The organism is Mycolicibacterium llatzerense, from assembly GCF_025331195.1.
Lineage (GTDB): Bacteria > Actinomycetota > Actinomycetes > Mycobacteriales > Mycobacteriaceae > Mycobacterium > Mycobacterium llatzerense.
Genome location: NZ_LXOV01000001.1, coordinates 1,225,522 through 1,242,944 on the forward strand (window position 1 = coordinate 1,225,522; position 17,423 = coordinate 1,242,944).

Annotated in this window: 18 protein-coding genes; 13 read left to right on the forward strand and 5 right to left on the reverse strand. The window is 65.3% G+C overall.

Going from position 1 to position 17,423, the window contains the following annotated elements:
- Nucleotides 1-77: 77 nt before the first annotated feature.
- Both A7G45_RS06205 and A7G45_RS06210 read left to right on the forward strand, forming a co-directional pair.
- Complete coding sequence (locus A7G45_RS06205) at nt 78-698, forward strand: hypothetical protein (protein ID WP_260934938.1); 621 nt, start codon at nt 78-80, stop codon at nt 696-698.
- Between the two features lie 52 nt (nt 699-750).
- Entirely contained in the window at nt 751-1,188 is a 438-nt protein-coding gene (locus tag A7G45_RS06210; RefSeq protein ID WP_260934941.1) for a hypothetical protein, read from the forward strand.
- Between the two features lie 8 nt (nt 1,189-1,196).
- Here the strand turns inward: A7G45_RS06210 and A7G45_RS06215 are convergent, their stop codons facing one another.
- Both A7G45_RS06215 and A7G45_RS06220 read right to left on the reverse strand, forming a co-directional pair.
- On the reverse strand, nt 1,197-2,165 hold the full coding sequence (locus tag A7G45_RS06215) for an Abi-alpha family protein (RefSeq protein ID WP_260934943.1): 969 nt from the start codon (nt 2,163-2,165) through the stop codon (nt 1,197-1,199).
- A complete protein-coding gene (locus A7G45_RS06220) occupies nt 2,162-3,460 on the reverse strand; it encodes a DUF445 domain-containing protein (protein ID WP_260934945.1) in 1,299 nt (432 codons plus the stop codon). Before A7G45_RS06220 ends, A7G45_RS06215 begins: the two co-directional genes overlap by 4 nt.
- A 295-nt stretch (nt 3,461-3,755) precedes the next feature.
- On the opposite strand from A7G45_RS06220, the gene A7G45_RS06225 reads away from it, so the two are divergent.
- The 4 genes from A7G45_RS06225 to abc-f are packed head-to-tail and all read left to right on the forward strand — an operon-like array spanning nt 3,756 to nt 6,868.
- The gene (locus A7G45_RS06225; protein WP_260934948.1) at nt 3,756-4,112 is read left to right on the forward strand and encodes an ArsR/SmtB family transcription factor; all 357 of its coding nucleotides are present in this window, start codon (nt 3,756-3,758) and stop codon (nt 4,110-4,112) included.
- Nucleotides 4,109-4,582, forward strand: a complete 474-nt coding sequence (locus tag A7G45_RS06230; protein WP_260934950.1) for an SRPBCC family protein — start codon at nt 4,109-4,111, stop codon at nt 4,580-4,582. The genes A7G45_RS06225 and A7G45_RS06230 overlap by 4 nt, the downstream gene beginning before the upstream one ends.
- 5 nt (nt 4,583-4,587) lie before the next feature.
- Nucleotides 4,588-5,175 (forward strand): TIGR03086 family metal-binding protein, encoded by a 588-nt coding sequence (locus A7G45_RS06235; protein WP_260934953.1) that lies wholly within the window; start codon nt 4,588-4,590, stop codon nt 5,173-5,175.
- Between the two features lie 46 nt (nt 5,176-5,221).
- Nucleotides 5,222-6,868, forward strand: coding sequence for a ribosomal protection-like ABC-F family protein (abc-f, locus tag A7G45_RS06240; protein ID WP_260934955.1), 1,647 nt, complete (start codon nt 5,222-5,224; stop codon nt 6,866-6,868).
- A 14-nt stretch (nt 6,869-6,882) separates the two neighbouring features.
- Here abc-f and A7G45_RS06245 read toward each other — a convergent pair whose 3' ends face one another.
- Nucleotides 6,883-7,680, reverse strand: coding sequence for a DUF1906 domain-containing protein (locus tag A7G45_RS06245; RefSeq protein WP_260934958.1), 798 nt, complete (start codon nt 7,678-7,680; stop codon nt 6,883-6,885).
- Nucleotides 7,681-7,860: 180 nt separating this feature from the next.
- Here A7G45_RS06245 and A7G45_RS06250 point away from each other — a divergent pair, with 180 nt between their 5' ends.
- Nucleotides 7,861-8,379, forward strand: a complete 519-nt coding sequence (locus tag A7G45_RS06250; protein ID WP_260934961.1) for a winged helix-turn-helix domain-containing protein — start codon at nt 7,861-7,863, stop codon at nt 8,377-8,379.
- Nucleotides 8,380-8,382: 3 nt separating this feature from the next.
- Here A7G45_RS06250 and A7G45_RS06255 read toward each other — a convergent pair whose 3' ends face one another.
- Nucleotides 8,383-9,129: a MetQ/NlpA family ABC transporter substrate-binding protein gene (locus tag A7G45_RS06255; protein ID WP_260934964.1), complete on the reverse strand. Its 747-nt coding sequence runs from the start codon at nt 9,127-9,129 to the stop codon at nt 8,383-8,385.
- A 193-nt stretch (nt 9,130-9,322) separates the two neighbouring features.
- Here A7G45_RS06255 and A7G45_RS06260 point away from each other — a divergent pair, with 193 nt between their 5' ends.
- The 6 genes from A7G45_RS06260 to A7G45_RS06285 all read left to right on the forward strand — a co-directional run bounded on the left by A7G45_RS06260 (nt 9,323) and on the right by A7G45_RS06285 (nt 15,777).
- Nucleotides 9,323-10,774: an APC family permease gene (locus A7G45_RS06260; RefSeq protein ID WP_260934968.1), complete on the forward strand. Its 1,452-nt coding sequence runs from the start codon at nt 9,323-9,325 to the stop codon at nt 10,772-10,774.
- 1 nt (nt 10,775) lies between these two features.
- Nucleotides 10,776-12,113 (forward strand): glutamine synthetase family protein, encoded by a 1,338-nt coding sequence (locus A7G45_RS06265; protein WP_260934971.1) that lies wholly within the window; start codon nt 10,776-10,778, stop codon nt 12,111-12,113.
- A complete protein-coding gene (locus A7G45_RS06270) occupies nt 12,110-13,147 on the forward strand; it encodes an LLM class flavin-dependent oxidoreductase (protein ID WP_260934974.1) in 1,038 nt (345 codons plus the stop codon). Before A7G45_RS06265 ends, A7G45_RS06270 begins: the two co-directional genes overlap by 4 nt.
- A gap of 17 nt (nt 13,148-13,164) precedes the next feature.
- On the forward strand, nt 13,165-14,364 hold the full coding sequence (locus A7G45_RS06275) for an acyl-CoA dehydrogenase family protein (RefSeq protein WP_260934978.1): 1,200 nt from the start codon (nt 13,165-13,167) through the stop codon (nt 14,362-14,364).
- A gap of 4 nt (nt 14,365-14,368) precedes the next feature.
- Complete coding sequence (locus A7G45_RS06280) at nt 14,369-15,115, forward strand: gamma-glutamyl-gamma-aminobutyrate hydrolase family protein (protein ID WP_260934980.1); 747 nt, start codon at nt 14,369-14,371, stop codon at nt 15,113-15,115.
- A gap of 74 nt (nt 15,116-15,189) precedes the next feature.
- On the forward strand, nt 15,190-15,777 hold the full coding sequence (locus A7G45_RS06285) for a DUF6611 family protein (protein WP_260934983.1): 588 nt from the start codon (nt 15,190-15,192) through the stop codon (nt 15,775-15,777).
- A 465-nt stretch (nt 15,778-16,242) separates the two neighbouring features.
- Here the strand turns inward: A7G45_RS06285 and A7G45_RS06290 are convergent, their stop codons facing one another.
- On the reverse strand, nt 16,243-17,400 hold the full coding sequence (locus A7G45_RS06290; RefSeq protein ID WP_053854948.1) for a fatty acid desaturase family protein: 1,158 nt from the start codon (nt 17,398-17,400) through the stop codon (nt 16,243-16,245).
- Nucleotides 17,401-17,423 lie beyond the last annotated feature (23 nt).

Genomic DNA, 17,423 nt, shown 5'->3' on the forward strand with positions numbered 1-17,423 from the left:
TGGAGCGACAACAGCGGATGCGTCGTGAAGTCGGCGGCGGGCTGATGCGCCGGCTGATTCAAACTCGAGGGAGTCTGATGTCTGCAGCAATTCGGTTGACTGCGTTGATGGGTGCGGCCGTGATTGCCGCGGCTACGGCGTGCCAAACGCCGAGCTCTCCGTCAGTGACGACGACGGTCACAGCGCCTCCATTGGCGACCACCACTGTGTCTGTATCGACCACCACCGCGAGTGCGACACTCAGCGCCACTGCGAGCGCGGCGCCGAGTCGCACGGCTGCGCCAACAACCGCGGCGCAGACGACGCATCCGTGCGACCTGCTCACCCCAGACGTCGCCAGGAAGTACGTGGGCGACGATGCCCAAAGGCAGTTCTCCTACGACGGTCACCCGCCGGTGCCTGTCGGCGATGGCGCCTGCTACTACACGGGCGCCACCCGCGAAATCGAAGTGTCGATTCGGCCGAGGCCAACTGACCCGACCGCCCCTATCAACCATTTCCATGTCATCAGCCCGGACAACCGAGTCGACGCCCTCGGTTTCGAGGCCTACTGGTTCGGCCCCGGTGAGAGCCTCGTAGCGGTCAAGGACGGACTGGTGGTTTCCGTGAAGGTCGCAAATATCAAGGGTGACTGGTCAGATCAGGATCGCGCCGATGACGTCGAACTCGCGAAGCTGGTCGTTCCGGGCGTCGGCTGACGGCGTACTCCGGCGTGCTAACACTGCCCGCGTGATCGCCGATAGGACAGGCATGATTTCACCGCGTCCTGCCGCAGCTCTTGTCGCCGCACTGTTGGCGCCGTCGCTGTCGGTGGCGACGGCCAATGCCGACGCCTTCGCGCAACTTGCAGCGGTTCCGGTCGTGGCCTCCCCGACGTGCGGCGGCACCGTCAGCGCCGACGCGCAGGCGGCGCCGGTGCAGATCGGTGACCAGGTGGGGCATGGCGTCGGCGTATCGATTCGCTACGACGCCGGCATCTACGACGGTTCGTGCACCCTCACCGTGACGGCCGCATGGAAGAACCTCGACACCGGTGCCGCCGGACGCGGAGACATCACCTCGGTGTCGACGATCGACGGCCATTACGGATTCATCGGCTACGCGAGCACCTCGTTCGCGACGGGCAGCGGCACCGTGGCTATCACGCTGAGTTCGCACCCGGGCGCTGAAATGCGCGTCACGGCGTAAGGCGACGGTCAGTCGATGTCGTGCGGCGCCTGGTGCTCGGGCAGGGCCGCGACGTCTTCGCCCTCGTCCACCAGGCAGGCGCGGCAGAAGTCGACGCCGAACGGCGTGAGATGGATCGAGCGACGGACGACCTTGTGCGCGCGCACCGAGTGCATCGCAGCCAGGACGTCCGGTTGCGCCTCGACGACCTGGTACTCGAGCGGGTCGCGCAGTTGCTCCTGCGAGAACCAGATCAGTCCCAGCCGGAACAGATTGTTGAGGTAGGCGGGAACGTTGTCCAGATAGCGCAGCCCAGCCCGCGGGCCGATCATGTTGAGGCCCGGAGCTACCAACCTCGAGGACACCATGCCGATGGGGCCACCCGTGCGGACGTCGACCGCCGGCTGCGGCCCGCCGCGCAGGAGTAACAGCAGGATGCGGGCCTCGTCGGGAGCCATCTCCTCGAGGATGCGGGCGTAGGCGGGGTGGCCGCGCTCGGTGTTCCACACGTCGCGTGAGCGGGTCAGCAGTGCCTGCCCCTGAGCCCGCAACGACTGCTCCATCTTGAGTTGGCGCTCTTGCTCTTCCTGCTGATGCGACACGTCGTGCGTCGTCGTCACCGTCTCGGTGAGCGAGGCACTGACCTGGACGACGGCCTGTGACACCGAGACACCGTTCGAGACTGCCTTGGCCACCTCACCGAAAACAGCGCCGGCCTGGGCGACGCCGGCGATCAGCTCGCGGGCGGAGTCGGCCGCGGATGCCGGGTCAGCGGCTATCTCGAGTGCGCGACGACCGGTTTTGAGCCCCGCAACCAGCGTCCACTCGGCTGTACGCACCCAGGCTGTCGCGGCCAGGCGGACCAGGCCGGGCAGTGCTTCGCCGACGCCGGTGGGGATGAGCGACGAGGACGGCTCCGCTGGGGGAGAGAACGTGGCGCTGAACGGTCCCCACTGGGCGTGGCGCCGTCCGGAACCCTGACGTCGGTCGTCACTCATGCCACACCAAGTCCCAAGAAAATGCCGTAGTGAAGGAAGCCACCCGCCGCGCCCATGATCGCGCCGTGAGCGTAGAGCATCCACTCATCTTCCTTGATAGCCGACCGCAGCATCTCTACGAAGTCGGTGGGCGGAAGTTCTTTGGTGCGTTGGGCAATCAGCGTGCGGATTTTCCCTGACTGCGCCTTCGAGAACTCTTCGTCCTTGAAGGGTGTCAGCGTCCGGCCGACGGCCTCGGCGGCGAAGCCTGCCTTGATCGAGTCGTAAGCCTGGGCTCCGAGTGCTACGCGTGCGGCGCCCCGGATCGGGCCGGCTGCCCGGTCGATGGCCGGGCCCAGCGCGGCGCCCATCAGCTGGCGGGTGCGGTCGCCGCTCGGGCCGTCGATCAGGAAGTCGCCGATGCGTTCCAGCGTGATGACGTCGTCGGCGATGATCCCGGCGTAGACCTCGGCGGCCTGCTCTTGCCGCCGCAGGAACAGCCCCTGGACCTTGATGCCGAAGTAGCGGGTCGGTTCGGTCGGTTCGAAGATGAGCCACATACCGAGCGCGTTGGTGATCCAGCCGACGAAGACGCCCAGCGTCGGGAGCATCCACCACGTGTGGAACCAGTGATCGATGAACGCGACGGGAATGCCCAACACGAACCCGAAGATGAAGCCGAAGTTGACCATCAGGTTGAGCTCGCGCTGGCCGATGTCCTTGAAGACGCGGATGACCAGGTCAGGGTTCTTGCGGAAGTGCTCGATGACCATGATCTTGGGGTCGAGCAACTGGTCGATGTGGATGCCGATCTCGGTGGTGATCGACTGCACCACTTCCGGTAATTGCGACTGGACCCGGGCGACGATCGCGCGTTTGCCGACGGTAGGTAGGTCGCGCCAGAACTGCGGGTCGTTGGCGACCATCACTTCATCGACGAGCTGCGGGATCTCGGGCTGGAAAAGCCGGACGATGTGCTCGGCGATCTTGTCCGGCTCGAGCTGCTGATAGAACTCCGCAGGCGTACCGAGCTTGGCAATGGCCTTGTCGGACGCGATCGAGCCCATCTTGGCCGCGCGCGCCGGCACGATGCCCTGCCAGCCGACACCGCCTTGCAGGATGCCGGGGATTTCCTGCAGTTTGTGCGGCAGCAGCCGTGCCAGCTCTCGCATCCCCGGGATTCTGAACCCGTGGAAGTTGACCGGGTAGAACAGCATGATCAGGCCGGTCCAGTTGATGAGCCAGCCGATCACCGCGGTGAACAACGGGATGCTGAGGAACGCGAACCACTCCATCGGGGTGTGGATCTGGCTCAATGTCCAGTCTCGATTGACAAACCAACTCCAGAATTCGCCGAACGTAGTCCTCACCGCCTTTCGTCGAGCACGTTGATCCGCGACCATGCGTGGCTTTGCCGCCTGTGCGAGTGCACATTATCTGTTGGTGCCGCGTCAGGTTGCTGTACTGAGCCACGCTTTCGCCTCAGCCCGGTATCAGTCGGAGTGGACACACTCACCGTGACCGCCGCGCGGACTCGTACTCAACCAAAAGGTTGACAAAGCTCGGTGCTGGCGCGCACACTCGTACTCAACCAAATAGTTGAGGAACAGAATGACGGACCAGTTGTCGAAAGTATTTGCGGCGCTGAGTGATCCGCTCCGTCGGGACATCGTCGCCCGGCTGACGACGGCCGACGCCACGGTCAGCGAACTCGCCGAACCGTACGACGTCAGCATGCAAGCGGTCTCCAAGCACCTGAAAGTGCTCGAGGATGCGGGACTGGTCAGCCGGGGCCGTGCGGCACAGACCCGGCCGGTGCACTTGGAAGCGCAGGTGTTCGACCTGATGACCAAGTGGATCGAGCGTTACCAACGGCAGGCCGAACAGCGTTACCAGCGCCTGGATGCGGTGCTGGCAGAGATGAATGACACCGAAGCGAAACCGCGACGAAAGGGCAAAGCATCATGAACACCGCACAGGCCGTGATCGAAGCCGACAAGGATGTGCCACTCATCCGCATCACCCGCGATTTCCATGCCACCCCAGCGCAATTGCTGAAGGCACATACTGATCCGGAGGTGTTCGCCCGCTGGGTCGGACCCGACGGTATGGACACCCGGATACTGGAGTGGGACGCCCGAGACGGCGGCAGTTGGCGTTATGTGGCGAGCCGCGACGGCCAGGAGTTCGGCTTCCGCGGGTGCTTCCACACCGTTGGCGAGGACAAGATCGTGCAGACCTTCACCTTCGAGGGCATGCCCGACGACGTTTCCCTCGAGACGTTGTGGTTCGAAGATCTCGGTGACGGCCGCACCAGGCTGCATGCGCAATCGTTGGTGGACAGCTTCGAAGGACGCGACGCTTGGCTGGCGTCCGGGATGGAGACGGGCGTCGACCAGGGCTACGCGAAACTCGACGCACTGGTCGGCGGTCTCTGAGCGCCGTGGTCGCCGTCAGCGAACTCACGCCCGCCGACCGGCACCGCGCCGTCGCCGCTGGGTTCACCGAACATGCTGCGGTAGTGCGGGATTGGTCAGCTCCAACGCCGGTGGCCGACTGGACCGCGGGCGACATCGTCGCGCATCTGGTCGGTTGGTTCACGGGGTTCCTCGGTGCGGGTGGCGTGGCGTTGCCGGTCGGTCCGCCCGTCACCGACGACCCGCTCGCGGCGTGGATCGCACACACCGCGGCGGTGCAGGGTCTGCTCGACAGTGACGCAGCCGACGGCGATTTCAGCCATCCGATGGCTGGTTCGCATCGGCTTGCCGACGCTATCGACCGGTTCTATACCGCCGATGTGTACATGCACACCTGGGATCTCGCCGCTGCCGGCGGCCGAAAATCGGGACTGGACCCCGAATTCGCCGCGCAGATGCTCGCCGGGATGACCGAAATCGAGGACCTGCTGCGCTCATCGGGGCAGTACGGGCCACCCGTCGCGGTGGCGGACGATGCGGACCCGGTTACCAGGCTGATGGGGTTCATCGGTCGGGACCCGGCGTGGTCGGGCGGTACGCGCCAACCCGCGTAGGGGCTTGCCCGGTATCGGCGTGCCGCCGTGATGCGACCATTGACCCATGACCGCAACGCTTGTCACGAACAATCTGGCCGGCGGATTTGCCCACCGCACGCTCTTCGAGCGGCTCGACCTGACGGTGGCACCCGGCGATGTGATCGGTGTGGTCGGCTCGAACGGTGCGGGTAAGAGCACGCTGCTGCGGATTCTGGCTGGGGAACTCGCGCCGCTCGATGGGGTGGTCAGCCTGGCGCCGGCCGACGCGTTCGTCGGCTGGCTGCCGCAGGAGCACGAGCGGGTGCCGGGGGAGACCGTCGCCGCGTACGTCGCGCGCCGGACCGGATGCGCCGCAGCGACGCAGGCGATGAACGCGGCGGCAGAGGCGCTGGCAGATCCGGCGGGGGATGCGGACGGCTACTCGGTTGCGCTGGATCACTGGCTCGCGACCGGCGCGGCGGACCTCGACGAACGACTGCCGGCAGTACTGGCGGACCTGGGGCTCGATTCTGACTCGGTGCGGCCGGAATCGACCCTGATGACCGCGTTGTCGGGCGGCCAGGCCGCGCGAGTGGGGCTGGCGGCGCTGATGCTGTCCCGGTTCGACATCGTCCTGCTCGACGAGCCGACCAACGACCTCGATCTCGACGGACTTGCCCGGCTGGAAGAGATCGTCGGCAACCTGCGCGGTGGGGTCGTGCTGGTCAGTCATGACCGAGAGTTTCTGGCCCGCACCGTAACCCGCGTCCTTGAACTCGATTTGGCGCAGAACAGGACCACCATCTTCGGCGGCGGTTACGAGAGCTATCTGGAAGAACGCGAGGTCGCCCGTCGGCACCGCCGCGAACAGTACGACGAATTCGCTGATAAGAAGGCCGATCTCGTGGCGCGTGCACGCACGCAGCGGGAGTGGTCCAGTCAGGGTGTGCGCAACGCGATGCGCAAGGCGCCCGACAACGACAAGAACCGGCGCAGCGCACAAACCGAGTCCAGCGAGAAGCAGGCGCAGAAGGTGCGGCAGATGGAGAGCCGGATCGCCCGCCTCGAGGAAGTCGAGGAGCCCCGCAAGGAATGGACGCTCCAGTTCACCATCGGTGCCGCACCGCGGTCGAGTTCCGTTGTCGCGACACTGGACAACGCCGTTGTGCGCCAAGGCGATTACGTGCTGGGGCCCGTGTCTCTGCAGGTCGACGCCGGCGAGCGGATCGGTATCACCGGCCCTAATGGGGCGGGAAAGTCGACCCTGCTGCGGCTACTGCTCGGCCGGCAGCAGCCCGATGAGGGCCGGGCGAGTCTGGGCGCCAATGTCGCCATCGGCGAAATCGACCAGGCGCGGGCAGATTTCACGGGTGCCAGCCGACTCGTCGATCGCTTCGAGCAAAACGTACCGACGTGGCCGACCGCGGATGTGCGTACTCTGCTCGCGAAGTTCGGGTTACGCGCCGACCATGTGGAACGCACGGTCGACGAGCTGTCGCCCGGTGAACGAACCCGCGCGGGCCTTGCCTTGTTGCAGGCGCGCGGGACGAACGTGTTGGTGCTCGATGAGCCGACCAATCATCTCGATCTGGCGGCCATCGAGCAGCTCGAGGAGGCGCTCGAGAGCTATGACGGGGCACTGCTGCTGGTGACCCATGATCGCCGGATGCTGCAGAACGTTCGGTTGGACCGATCGTGGCTGGTCGACAACGGGCGGGTTACGGAGCCATAGCCGGCGCTGCCGCCTCACGGATGCAGGTTCCACTGCCCGACGTCGGAGGCCAGGGCGTCGCTGACGTCGACTTCGAGCCCACCCACGACCGGGCCCGGGTTCGACGCGGTGCTCACGATGCGTTGGTACATCACGGCGGCCGGGTAGATCTTTCCGCCGGACCAGGATCGGGTCTGCCACGCCCACACGTGACCGGGCGTGGTCGAGCGGCCGATGACACCGTCGGCCGCGGCCCACTGGCACGTGTTGATGCCGCCGTAGACGCCGGTGCGCTGCGCACCGATCACCGAGTTGATGCCCCGAAACCACGGCAACGCAACGTTGTTCCACGTTTCGCGGTTGATGTCGTCGTCGACGGAGAAGAAGATCGGTGCGCTCTGGCCGCCGCCTGCCGCGGTGTGCAGCTGCCAGGCGGTGCGCGCATCGGCGACGCCGCCCGCATATCCGCGGGTGAAGTCCGACGGCGCGGTCCCACCCGGCTTGCCGTATTGATAGTTGCTCACGATCGCCAGTCCCGCCGCGGTCAGGGACTTGGCGTAGGGCAGGGTGATCGGCTTGGCGCCCATGGTCGAGCCGGGGCGCGACGTCGAGACGTAGTTGACGACGCCGGCGTGGCCTGCGGCCCGAATGTCTTGCGCCGGAATCTGCTTCATGGCGAAGTCGATCAGCGTGGGAGCGGCGGCTGACGCCGTCGGTATGCCGAGCCCTGCTGCGCCGAGGCCGGCCAGCGCCGATGCGGCGCCGGCATAGCGCAGCGCGTCACGTCGCGAGAACGGGCGCCGAAGGCCGGTGGTCTCCGGGAAGTCCTGCATCTCGAGATGTTAACAATGCGACAGATGTGAAAGTTGTGGCCGGTCCTTGCTGAGTTCAGATCGTGACCGGACTGTTTCATCGGTCAACGCGACGGCTCGCTTCGATTCAGAGTGACGCTAACGATGTCCATGGCGACCTTCCTCGCGGACACTTGAGCCCGGATCGACAAGGGAGAGTGGATGTATCAGGGCCGCACTGTCCGGGCATCGCAGCTGGTGCTGACGGTGGAGCTGCCCACCACGTCCGGCGATGCGCTGGCGCAGGTGACGACCCTGATGGATGAGTTCAGCGCGTATCTCGCGTACCGGGTGCCTGGCGCCCGGGTGGAGAAGTCGGCCGTCGCCGCGGGCCCGGCTCGTAGTGCTCCACCGGCGCCGATAGGTGGATTGGTCATCGACCGAACCACCCGGCAGGTCAGCGCCGACGGTCGCCTGATCGCGATGGCGTACAAAGAATTCGAACTGCTGGCATATCTGGCGCAACATCCCCGGCGGATCGTCTCGCGAGAAGAGCTGATCGAAAACGTGTGGGACGCGGGGTTCGCCTCGATGCGGACCATCGATACCCATGTGCGACGACTCCGGGTGAAGCTGGGTGTGCATGCCCTGACGTTGACGACTGTCCGGGGCAAGGGCTATCGCTTTGATCCGCAGCCTTCGACGCGGTTCCGGGATCAGCGTCCGATCCGGTCTGCCTGATCGTCAGAACGCCGGCACGACGAGGTCTCCGTACGACCGGGCGATGAACGATCGTACGGAATCTGATTGCAAGGCTTGGGCCAACATTCTGATGGGTTCGCTCTGATGGTTGTCCGGTCGCGCGACCAGGTATTCGGCATAGCCGCGATTCGCGCGATCGCAGTAGAGGGCAGACTGCAGGTCGATCTGGCGGTCCATGGCGTAATTGCCGAAGAGGAACACCAGATCGAAGTCCGCGAGGACATCGGCCAGCTGGGCACTGGCGATTTCCTTGAACAGCAACCGTTTTGGATTCTCGGCGATCGAGTCGATGTCGGGGATGGACAGTTCGTCGTCACGCAGGGTGACCAGGCCCAGGTCATGAAGGATGCGCAATGCCCGCCCCACGTTCGCGGGATCGCCGGGCAGCGCGACCTGTGCGTATTGTGGCACCTCGCCAACGGCGGCAATCGATTCCGAATAGAGCGCGAACGGTTCGATGTGTACCGGTGCGACAGCGACCAGCCGCTGGGCCGACGAGGCATTGAATTCGTCGAGGAATGGCAGGTACTGAAAGAAGTTGGCGTCGATCGCCCCGGCGACCAGGTGCTGGTTCGGTTCGTCGAAGGTATCGAACACTTCGATGTGGAGGTCGATTCCGTCGCGTGCCAGCGCAGGGCGGACGTGGTCCAGGATTTCGGCGTGCGGTACCGGGGTCGCGCCCACGCGTAGGACGCGGCCCCCGCCATGTATCGATCGAATGGTCCCCACGGACAACCCCTTTGGCTGATGCGCGCACGGCGCGTTGTCTCGAAGACTACCGACCCAATCCCGAATCTGACGTGCCGAGTGTTACCGCATGTGACGCAATGTCAGCGCCGGTGTCCCGCCGGCTGGAGCTGGCCAGCGATGGCCAATAGCTTTTGCATACAACAATATTCGCCGAATAGTGAGGGGTCCGGCCATGGCGGTCGAACATACTGCGGTGCGTACCGGCGGTGGGCCTCCTGCCGTCGCTCAGCGCCTACGCGGGAATTTGGGAATTCCGGCCATCGTCTTCATGGTGTTGGCCGCCGCGGCTCCGCTGGGCGTCATCGGGGGACCGGTGCCGTTGGGGATCGCCACCGGCAACGGGCCCGGGTTCCCGGCCACGTTCGTCATTGCCACCGTCGTGCTGCTGCTGTTCGCCATCGGCTTCACGGCGATGACGCCCTTCGTTCGCGAGGCGGGCGCGTTCTTTTCGTATGTGCAGCAGGGCTTTGGGGTCACTGCGGCCATCGGCGCTGCCTTCGTGGCGATCCTCACGTACGCCTCGATGGAGGCTGCCGTCTACGGCTTGTTGGGGCCGCAGCTCGGTGGATTGTTGAGCTTGGTCGGCGTACCGCAGTTGCCGTGGCCGGTGTGGGCGCTGGCCGGGCTGGCGGTGATCACCTACCTCGGTTATCGCAACATCGAGCTCTCCAGTCGAGTACTCGCGGTTCTTCTTGTCGCCGAGATCGCCATCGTCGTTGTCCTCGACGCGGTCATCATCGGCCGCGGCGGCGACCATGGACTGTCGACGGGATTGCTCAACCCGGCGCAGATCGCCTCGGGGGCACCAGGAATCGGACTGCTCTTCGCGATCATCTCGTTCCTCGGATTCGAGGCGACGGCCATCTTCCGGGATGAGGCTCGCGATCCGGACCGCACCATTCCCTATGCGACGTACCTCGCGCTGGCCGTGATCGGCATCTTCTATGCGGTGTCGAGTTGGGCACTGATCTCGGCGTGGGGTGATCGCGAAGCCGTTGAGCGCGCGACGAATTCGGGTGGGACCATGCTCGTTGATACCGCGCAGCGCTACCTGGGTGTGGTGGGAGCCGACGTCATTCAAGTTCTGTTCGTCACCAGCCTCTTCGCTTGCATCTTGGCCTTCCATAACGTGGTGTCCCGCTATCTCTTCGCGTTGTCCGGACGAGGTGTGCTGCCCGCTGCGTTCAGCCGGCCGCACGTCCGCCACGGCTCGCCGCATGTCGCGTCGCTGGCCCTGTCGGCCCTGATCCTCGCGGTCATCGGCGTCGCGACGGTGACTCAGCTGGACCCGAGCACGGAGTTCTACACCTGGCTGTCCGGGATCACCACGGTCGGTGTGCTGGTTTTGATGGTGCTGACGAGTGCGGCGGTGCTGGCATTCTTCGCGAAGGACCGACGGCACTATTCGGTCTGGCGCGTCCGAGTGGCCCCCGCCCTCGGCCTGGCCGGGCTGGTCGCTTTCCTTGGGCTCATCCTGGTGAACCTCAAGGATCTGGTCGGCGGCTCATCGGGTCTGGCGCTGGCCGTAATCCTGGTGCTCGTAGTGGGTTTCGTGGGCGGCGCCGTGCTGGGCTACCGCCGCGCCCGAGCAGAGTTGCCCACCCCGGTCGGAGCGGAGGGCTGAGATGTCTGTGACCACCGAAGCCGCAGCGGACCAGCGGCACAGGAGCGTTGTCGATCTGCTCGACTCCGGAGTCATCACCGAGGTCGAGGTGGCGTGGAGTGATCAGTTCGGCCACGCGCTGGGCAAGCGGGTGCCCGCCGACCAGTTCCGCGGTCGCGCCGAAACATCCGGGTTCGGCTTCTGCGATGGCGCGCTCGCGTGGAACTCCAACGCGCGAGTCATCGAAAGCCTCCGGTCGACCAACTGGAACACGGGCTACCCGGACGCTTTCGCGGTTCCCGACCTGAGCACCTTCCGGGAGCTGCCGTGGCGGCCGGGCGTGGGACACGTCATCTCCGACATCGTCACCCACGACCGGACGCCGTCACCGCTCGATCCGCGCGGTGTCTTGCGGCGGGTCATCGAGCGTCTCGAGGCACTCGGATACACGGCCAAGGTCGGCGCCGAATTCGAGTTCTATCTGCTCAACCCCGACGGATCGATCTTCCAGAACGACGTCCACGCCTACTCGCTGCAGAACGCCAACACTCTCGAACCCCTACTCAGCGAGCTCTATTCGGTGTTGCGCTCGTTCACCTCACTGGAGGGCTTGCTCACCGAATACGGTCCCGGGCAGGTCGAAGCGAACCTGGTCTACAGCGACGCACTCGATGCCGCCGACAACAGCGCTCGGCTCAAGTACGCGGTCAAGGAGATCGCCCGCCGCAACGGCAAACTGGCCACGTTCATGCCCAAACCGTTCTCCGAGCACTCCGGAAGCTCTGCGCACCTGCACATCTCGTTGTGGCGAGATGGCGAGCCGGTCCTCGCCGGCGCCGACGGTACCGAGAGCCAGGTCAGCCTCCATGCCATCGCCGGCCTGCTCGAACACCTGCCGTCGATCACGCTGTTCGGGGCGCACTCGGTCAACGCGTACCGCCGATACGTCCCCGGATCGTTCGCCCCCGCAACCTTGACGTGGAGTCGGGACAACCGGACGTCCGCGGTCCGGTCCCTTCTGGAGTCGACGCCGCAGGCCACCCGGATCGAGCTGCGTACGGGCGCGTCCGACGCAAACCCGTACTGGCTCATCGCATCCGCTTTGGCTGCTGTCGTGGCGGGCCTGGAAGCCAGACGCAATCCGCCCGAACCACTGACCGGCAACCTCTACGACGTGGGGGTGCGGCTACCTGAATCGCTTGGCGTCGCCATCGCGCTGGCGCGTAGCGATGACGCCATCGTGGACATCTTGGGCGCGGACTCCGTGCATGACTTTGCCGAGATCGCACAGAGCGAGTGGGATGAGTATTCCAGTGCGGTCACTGACTGGGAGTTCCGGCGCTACCTGGAGAATTCATGACCGCCATACTGGCCGCGCCCCGATTCGGGGTCTGGGCGCCCGTATACGGAACCTGGGGCGCCAGAACGCATCCCACCGAGATTCCCGACGCCAGCTACCGGCGGACGCGCGATCTCATCGTCAGGGCTGAAGAGCTGGGCTTCGATTCAACGTTGGTGGCCCAACACGTGCTCCATCCTGGTGGCGCTGAACACGATGTGCTGGAAACCTGGTCGACGCTGGCCGGGCTCGCCGAGGCCACCAGCCGGGTCGAGCTGATCGGCGCCATCAAACCGTTGCTGTTCAATCCGCTGGTCTTCGCGAAAACCGTTGCCAACATTGAGGAAATCGCCGCCGACCGATTGGCCATCAACCTCGTCAGCGGCTGGTTCCTCCCTGAACTGGAGGCGATCGGCCTCGGGGACGTCACCCACGGCGACCGCTACGAATACTCCCGCGAATGGCTCGACGTCGTGGGCCGGCTGTGGCGTGGCGATGCCATCGAGTCGGGACTGGACGGAGCCGTGGCGGCAGGTGCTCAGCTGCGGCCGGCACTCGAGCGCACACCCCGGGTGTACCTCGGCGGTGAATCCGAAGCGGCGCGCGCCTTGGCGGCCGCGCAGGCCGACGTCTTCTTCCTGAACGGACGCCCGCCACAGGATGCCGCAGACCTCATCGATGACATGCGGCGTCGTGAACGGAACAAGCCGGACCCCTTGCAGTTTGGCTTGTCTGCATTTGTGATCGCCCGAGAGTCGGCGGAGGAGGCGGAGCACGAGTTCCGGTACTTGCAAAGTCTCGTCGGCGGGGAGGGGCAACGGGACCGCACCGCTGGAGCCGATCCCGCCACCGCGATGTTCAAGGTGCATGAAGGTGTTGCGCGGGTGGGCACCAACGGCGGCACCCTGGCCGGCCTCATCGGCAGTTACGAGCAAGTGGCCGAACGGATCACGACGTTCGCCAATCTCGGTATCGACCTGTTCATGTTGCAGTTTCAGCCTCTGGAAACCGAGATGGAACGTTTCGCGACCCACATCCTGCCCCTGTTTCGATGAGCTGAGAAGGAAACCCCATGACTGTTACGGCGTTGGCCGTAGGCTCCGTCGCTGACCGGCGGTCGCTGTTGGCGTCGGTCGTCAAAAAGCTCGGCGGCGACGACGCCCACCATGAACTGAACCGCACGTTGCACCACGAGTCGACTCGGGCGATCGCCGACACTGGAGTACTGGCACTGCGGATCCCCCAGGAGTACGGCGGCCCAGGCGGTTCCATCGTCGACGTCGTCGAGACGGTGATCGACATTGCGCAGGCCAGCTCCAACGTGGCGCAGGCGCTCCGTGCCCATTTCGGATTCGTGGAACGGCTCCTGGGCAACCGGGGCGATGAAGGTCTGCGCGCCCAGTGGTTCCCCGAAGTCCTCGGCGGAAAGATCGTCGGCAACGCGATCACCGAAGCGGTAGGCGCGTCCCCGGCGGCAGTCGGCACCACATTGCGTTCCACCGGTGACGGTCGGTATCGGTTGGACGGCAAGAAGTTCTACTCGACCGGAACCCTGTACGCGGATCTGATCGCGGTCTCCGCCGAACGGGAAGATGGTCGCGAAGTGCACGCGATCATTCCCGTCGATCGGCAAGGCGTGACGCTGTACGACGACTGGGACGGCTTCGGACAGCGACTGACCGCCAGCGGTGCAACAACATTCGATGCCGTGCCGGTCTACGACGATGAGGTCTCGCTGGTCCCTGAGGACCACCGGCTCGCCCACAGCCAGACTTTCCTGCAGCTGTACCTGACTGCGGTGGCAGTGGGAATTGCCAACGGCGTCCTGCGCGATGCCATCTGGTTCGTCCAGAACAAGGCGCGCCCTGCGGCACATGCGCTCAACCCCGCAGCGACGCAGGATCCGTTCATCCTGCAGGCAGTTGGGGAGATCGCGGCCTGGACGTCGGCGGCCACGGCGGTCACCCTCCACGCCGCGGAGGCGCTGGATCGCGTGGTGGACGCCGGGCAGATCGACGATCAGCGCGCCATCGGTGAAGCCGCGATCGAGGTGGCGAAGGCCCAACTCGTCGCGGAACGACTCACTCTCGACGCCGCGCAGCGGCTGTTCGACACCGGCGGTGCGTCGGCCACCGCGCGAACACTGAACCTGGACCGGCACTGGCGCAATGCGCGAACCATCGCAAGCCACAACCCGCTCGCCTACAAGGCCTGGGCGACAGGAGATTTCGTCGTCAACGGCGCGCTTCCGCCCAACTCCGGATACTTCTGATCCCGTGGCGACAGGAGTGGCCGGACCGGTTGTCGTCGTGCCCCGCCGGTTCTCACTGGGAGACGACCCACGGGTCGTCGCGGCGAATGAGCTCTTCGACCGGATTGTCGATCTGGTCGCCGATGCCGGGCTGACGCCACTGGTGGTCGACGACCCGTTCGTCGCACTGTCCGGCGTCAGTGGACTCGTGCTGCCCGGTGGCGGCGACATCAACCCGCGTCGCTATGGGCAGGTCACTACCGCTGCGGTGTACGACGTCAACGACGAGCAGGACGAACTCGACTTCACCTTGGCGGCACGGGCACAGGACGCCGGCTTGCCGGTGCTCGGCATCTGTCGTGGAGCGCAGGTACTGAACGTCGCTAGGGGCGGTGATCTCCAGATCGACCTGGTACCAGGCGAAGTCCCGCACCAGAGCGTCACCGCCGGTGAGGTGTTCGGGTGGCATCCGCTTGCTCTCGCGGCCGGCAGTCGAGTCCAAGCCGCACATGACGCTGACCGGATCGTCGTGGCGTCGGCGCACCACCAGGGCATCGCATCGCTGGGCGCCGGGCTGGTGGCGACGGGCTACGCGGCCGACGGCCTGATCGAGTCGTTCGAGGCCGCCGACGGATGGGTCCTTGCGGTGCAGTGGCATCCGGAGGCACCGGGCACCAGTGACGCGGTTCAGCGCGCGCCATTCGTGGCGTTGGCGCGGAGGATCGATTCAGCTGCCACGTCTGGTGCGGCAGGAGATGGACGCTTTCTGTAAAGAAGGTCGTCAGCCGTGTACGGATTCCGTTAGCATCCCGTCCGCCGCTCCGCCGAGCGAGTAGACCGACATACATGGAGAACCCGCGCTACTGGGTCGGCGGTGATCGCTGGCCCCAGCCGCTGCCCAGTTGGACGCCTGCCTCCAGGCGGTGGTGGACTCGCCTGCTGGACGGCGACCACATGTGGGGGTCGTTGAGCGTCTCACCCACCCGCTACGGCGTCACACGCTATTGGCTGGTTGTGTACCCACCCGGCATCGACAATGTCGAGCGCCGATGGCTGCGCGCGTGGCGGGCCTGGCCGACGTGGGGCACCGTCCTGTGGTTGTTTTCCCTTCTGCTGCTTGGCGCCGCAACATCGTGGCTGCAGTTCGTCATTCCCACCGTCGTGTGGCTGGGAGTTGGGGTCGCACTCTTCGCCCGGGTCGCACGCTCGCACGCTCAGATTCGGACACGGTGCGTCACACGGTTCGCCGGCCGACCAGACGAACAATTCGAAGCGGAGTACGCCGAGCTGAAAGTACTGGTGGGCAAGCTCCGGGCCGCGGACATGTTGCGTGATCACGGCCGATTGTCGGCAAGCGCTCACGAAGCGATCTGGTGGCAGGTCTACGACCGGCTCGGAGCAGCCCAAACCGCCAACGAACATCACTGTCCCTGAACGGTTTCGACTGAATCTGACAGACGGCCGTTCCACCTCACATCAAGGAGATTCTCAATGGTCATGGTTGCACGTCACCACCACGAAATGACGACTTCGCTGCTACCTTCGTGGATTGCATTGGCGCGACAGGGATTTCGACGCCTGTGGGCCCGACGGAATTTGACCCTCCAAGAACGGGCCAACTTGTTCGCTTCCTACACGCCACCAGCGCTGATCACGGCCTCGCTGGGCGGGCACATCCGTTGACCTGCGACGGGCCACCCGACGTCATGGCCTGCACCGTCACCGTCGGTCGCGACGCTGCTTCCTGAAGGCGCTTACGCCGCGGATTGCGGTCACATAGTGACTGCAATCCGCGGCATAGGCGTCGGTAACCGTAGGCAGCACCATCTACGGCGCGTTGTCCTGCGAGGAAGCCCAGGCACTCACTGATGAAGTGAATAGCTCACGGTAACAACAGAATTACGCGGCTGCTGCCAGCTCCGGCGTGGCTGCCGGTGCCCGCCGCAACCGGAGGCGCGGCAAGCGCATCGTCGCGTATCGGTTGGGCAGGGAGAGCCGGAACACCTTCCGCCACGCCGACGCAACCTGTCGCGGCAGTGAGCCGCTGGTGTAGGTCAGCCCGTAGCGCTCGAAGAGTTCGGCGACCTGCGGCGCGATCTCCTGGTAGCGATTACTGGGCAGATCGGGGAACAGGTGGTGCTCGATCTGGAACGACAGGTTGCCGGTCATGAAGTGCATCCACCGACCGCCGGAGATGTTGGCCGAGCCGAGCATCTGCCGCAGGTACCACTCGCCGCGGGTTTCGCCCTCGATGGACGCCTTCTCGAACGTCTCGACGCCTTCGGGGAAGTGTCCGCACATGATGACCGAGTGGGTCCACCAATTGCGGATGAGGTTGGCCGTCAGATTCGCGGTGAGCGTGGTCAGTGCCGACGGTCCCGACAGAAGCGGGTGCAGGACATAGTCTTTCAGCGCCTGGCGGCCGGTCTTGGCCAGCACTTCCTTGCCCTGACGGCGGAACTCTTCCTTGTCGGTCTTGCCCTTGAGGTAGCGGCCGATCTGCAGGTCGTACGCGGCGATGCCGTATTGGAAGAAGCAGGCGTTGATGAAGTTGGTCAGCGGCTGCATCAGGTAGAAGGGACTCCACCGCTGATCTTCGTCGACGCGCATGATGCCGTAGCCGAGGTCCTGGTCCTTGCCGAGCACGTTGGTGTACGTGTGGTGCAGCTCGTTGTGCGAGTGCTTCCACATCGCGGCGGGCGACGCGCTGTCCCATTCCCACGTCGTGGAGTGAATCTTCGGGTCGCGCATCCAGTCCCACTGGCCGTGCATCACGTTGTGGCCGATTTCCATGTTGTCGATGATCTTCGACACGGCGAGCCCGGCGGTGCCGGCGATCCATGCCGGCGGGAACAGCGAGAACAACAGCACGGCGCGGCTGGTCAGCTCGAGCTTGCGCTGGCCGGCGATGACCTTGCGGATGTAGGCGGCGTCTTGTTCGCCGCGGCTGGCGATGACGTTGGCGCGGATCGCGTCGAGTTCGATGCCGATGTTCTCGATGTCGGCCTCAGAGAGGTGCGCGACGGGGTTGTTGAGTTTGCGTTGGATTGCGGTCATGGCGTAACTCCTTGTGTGAAGGC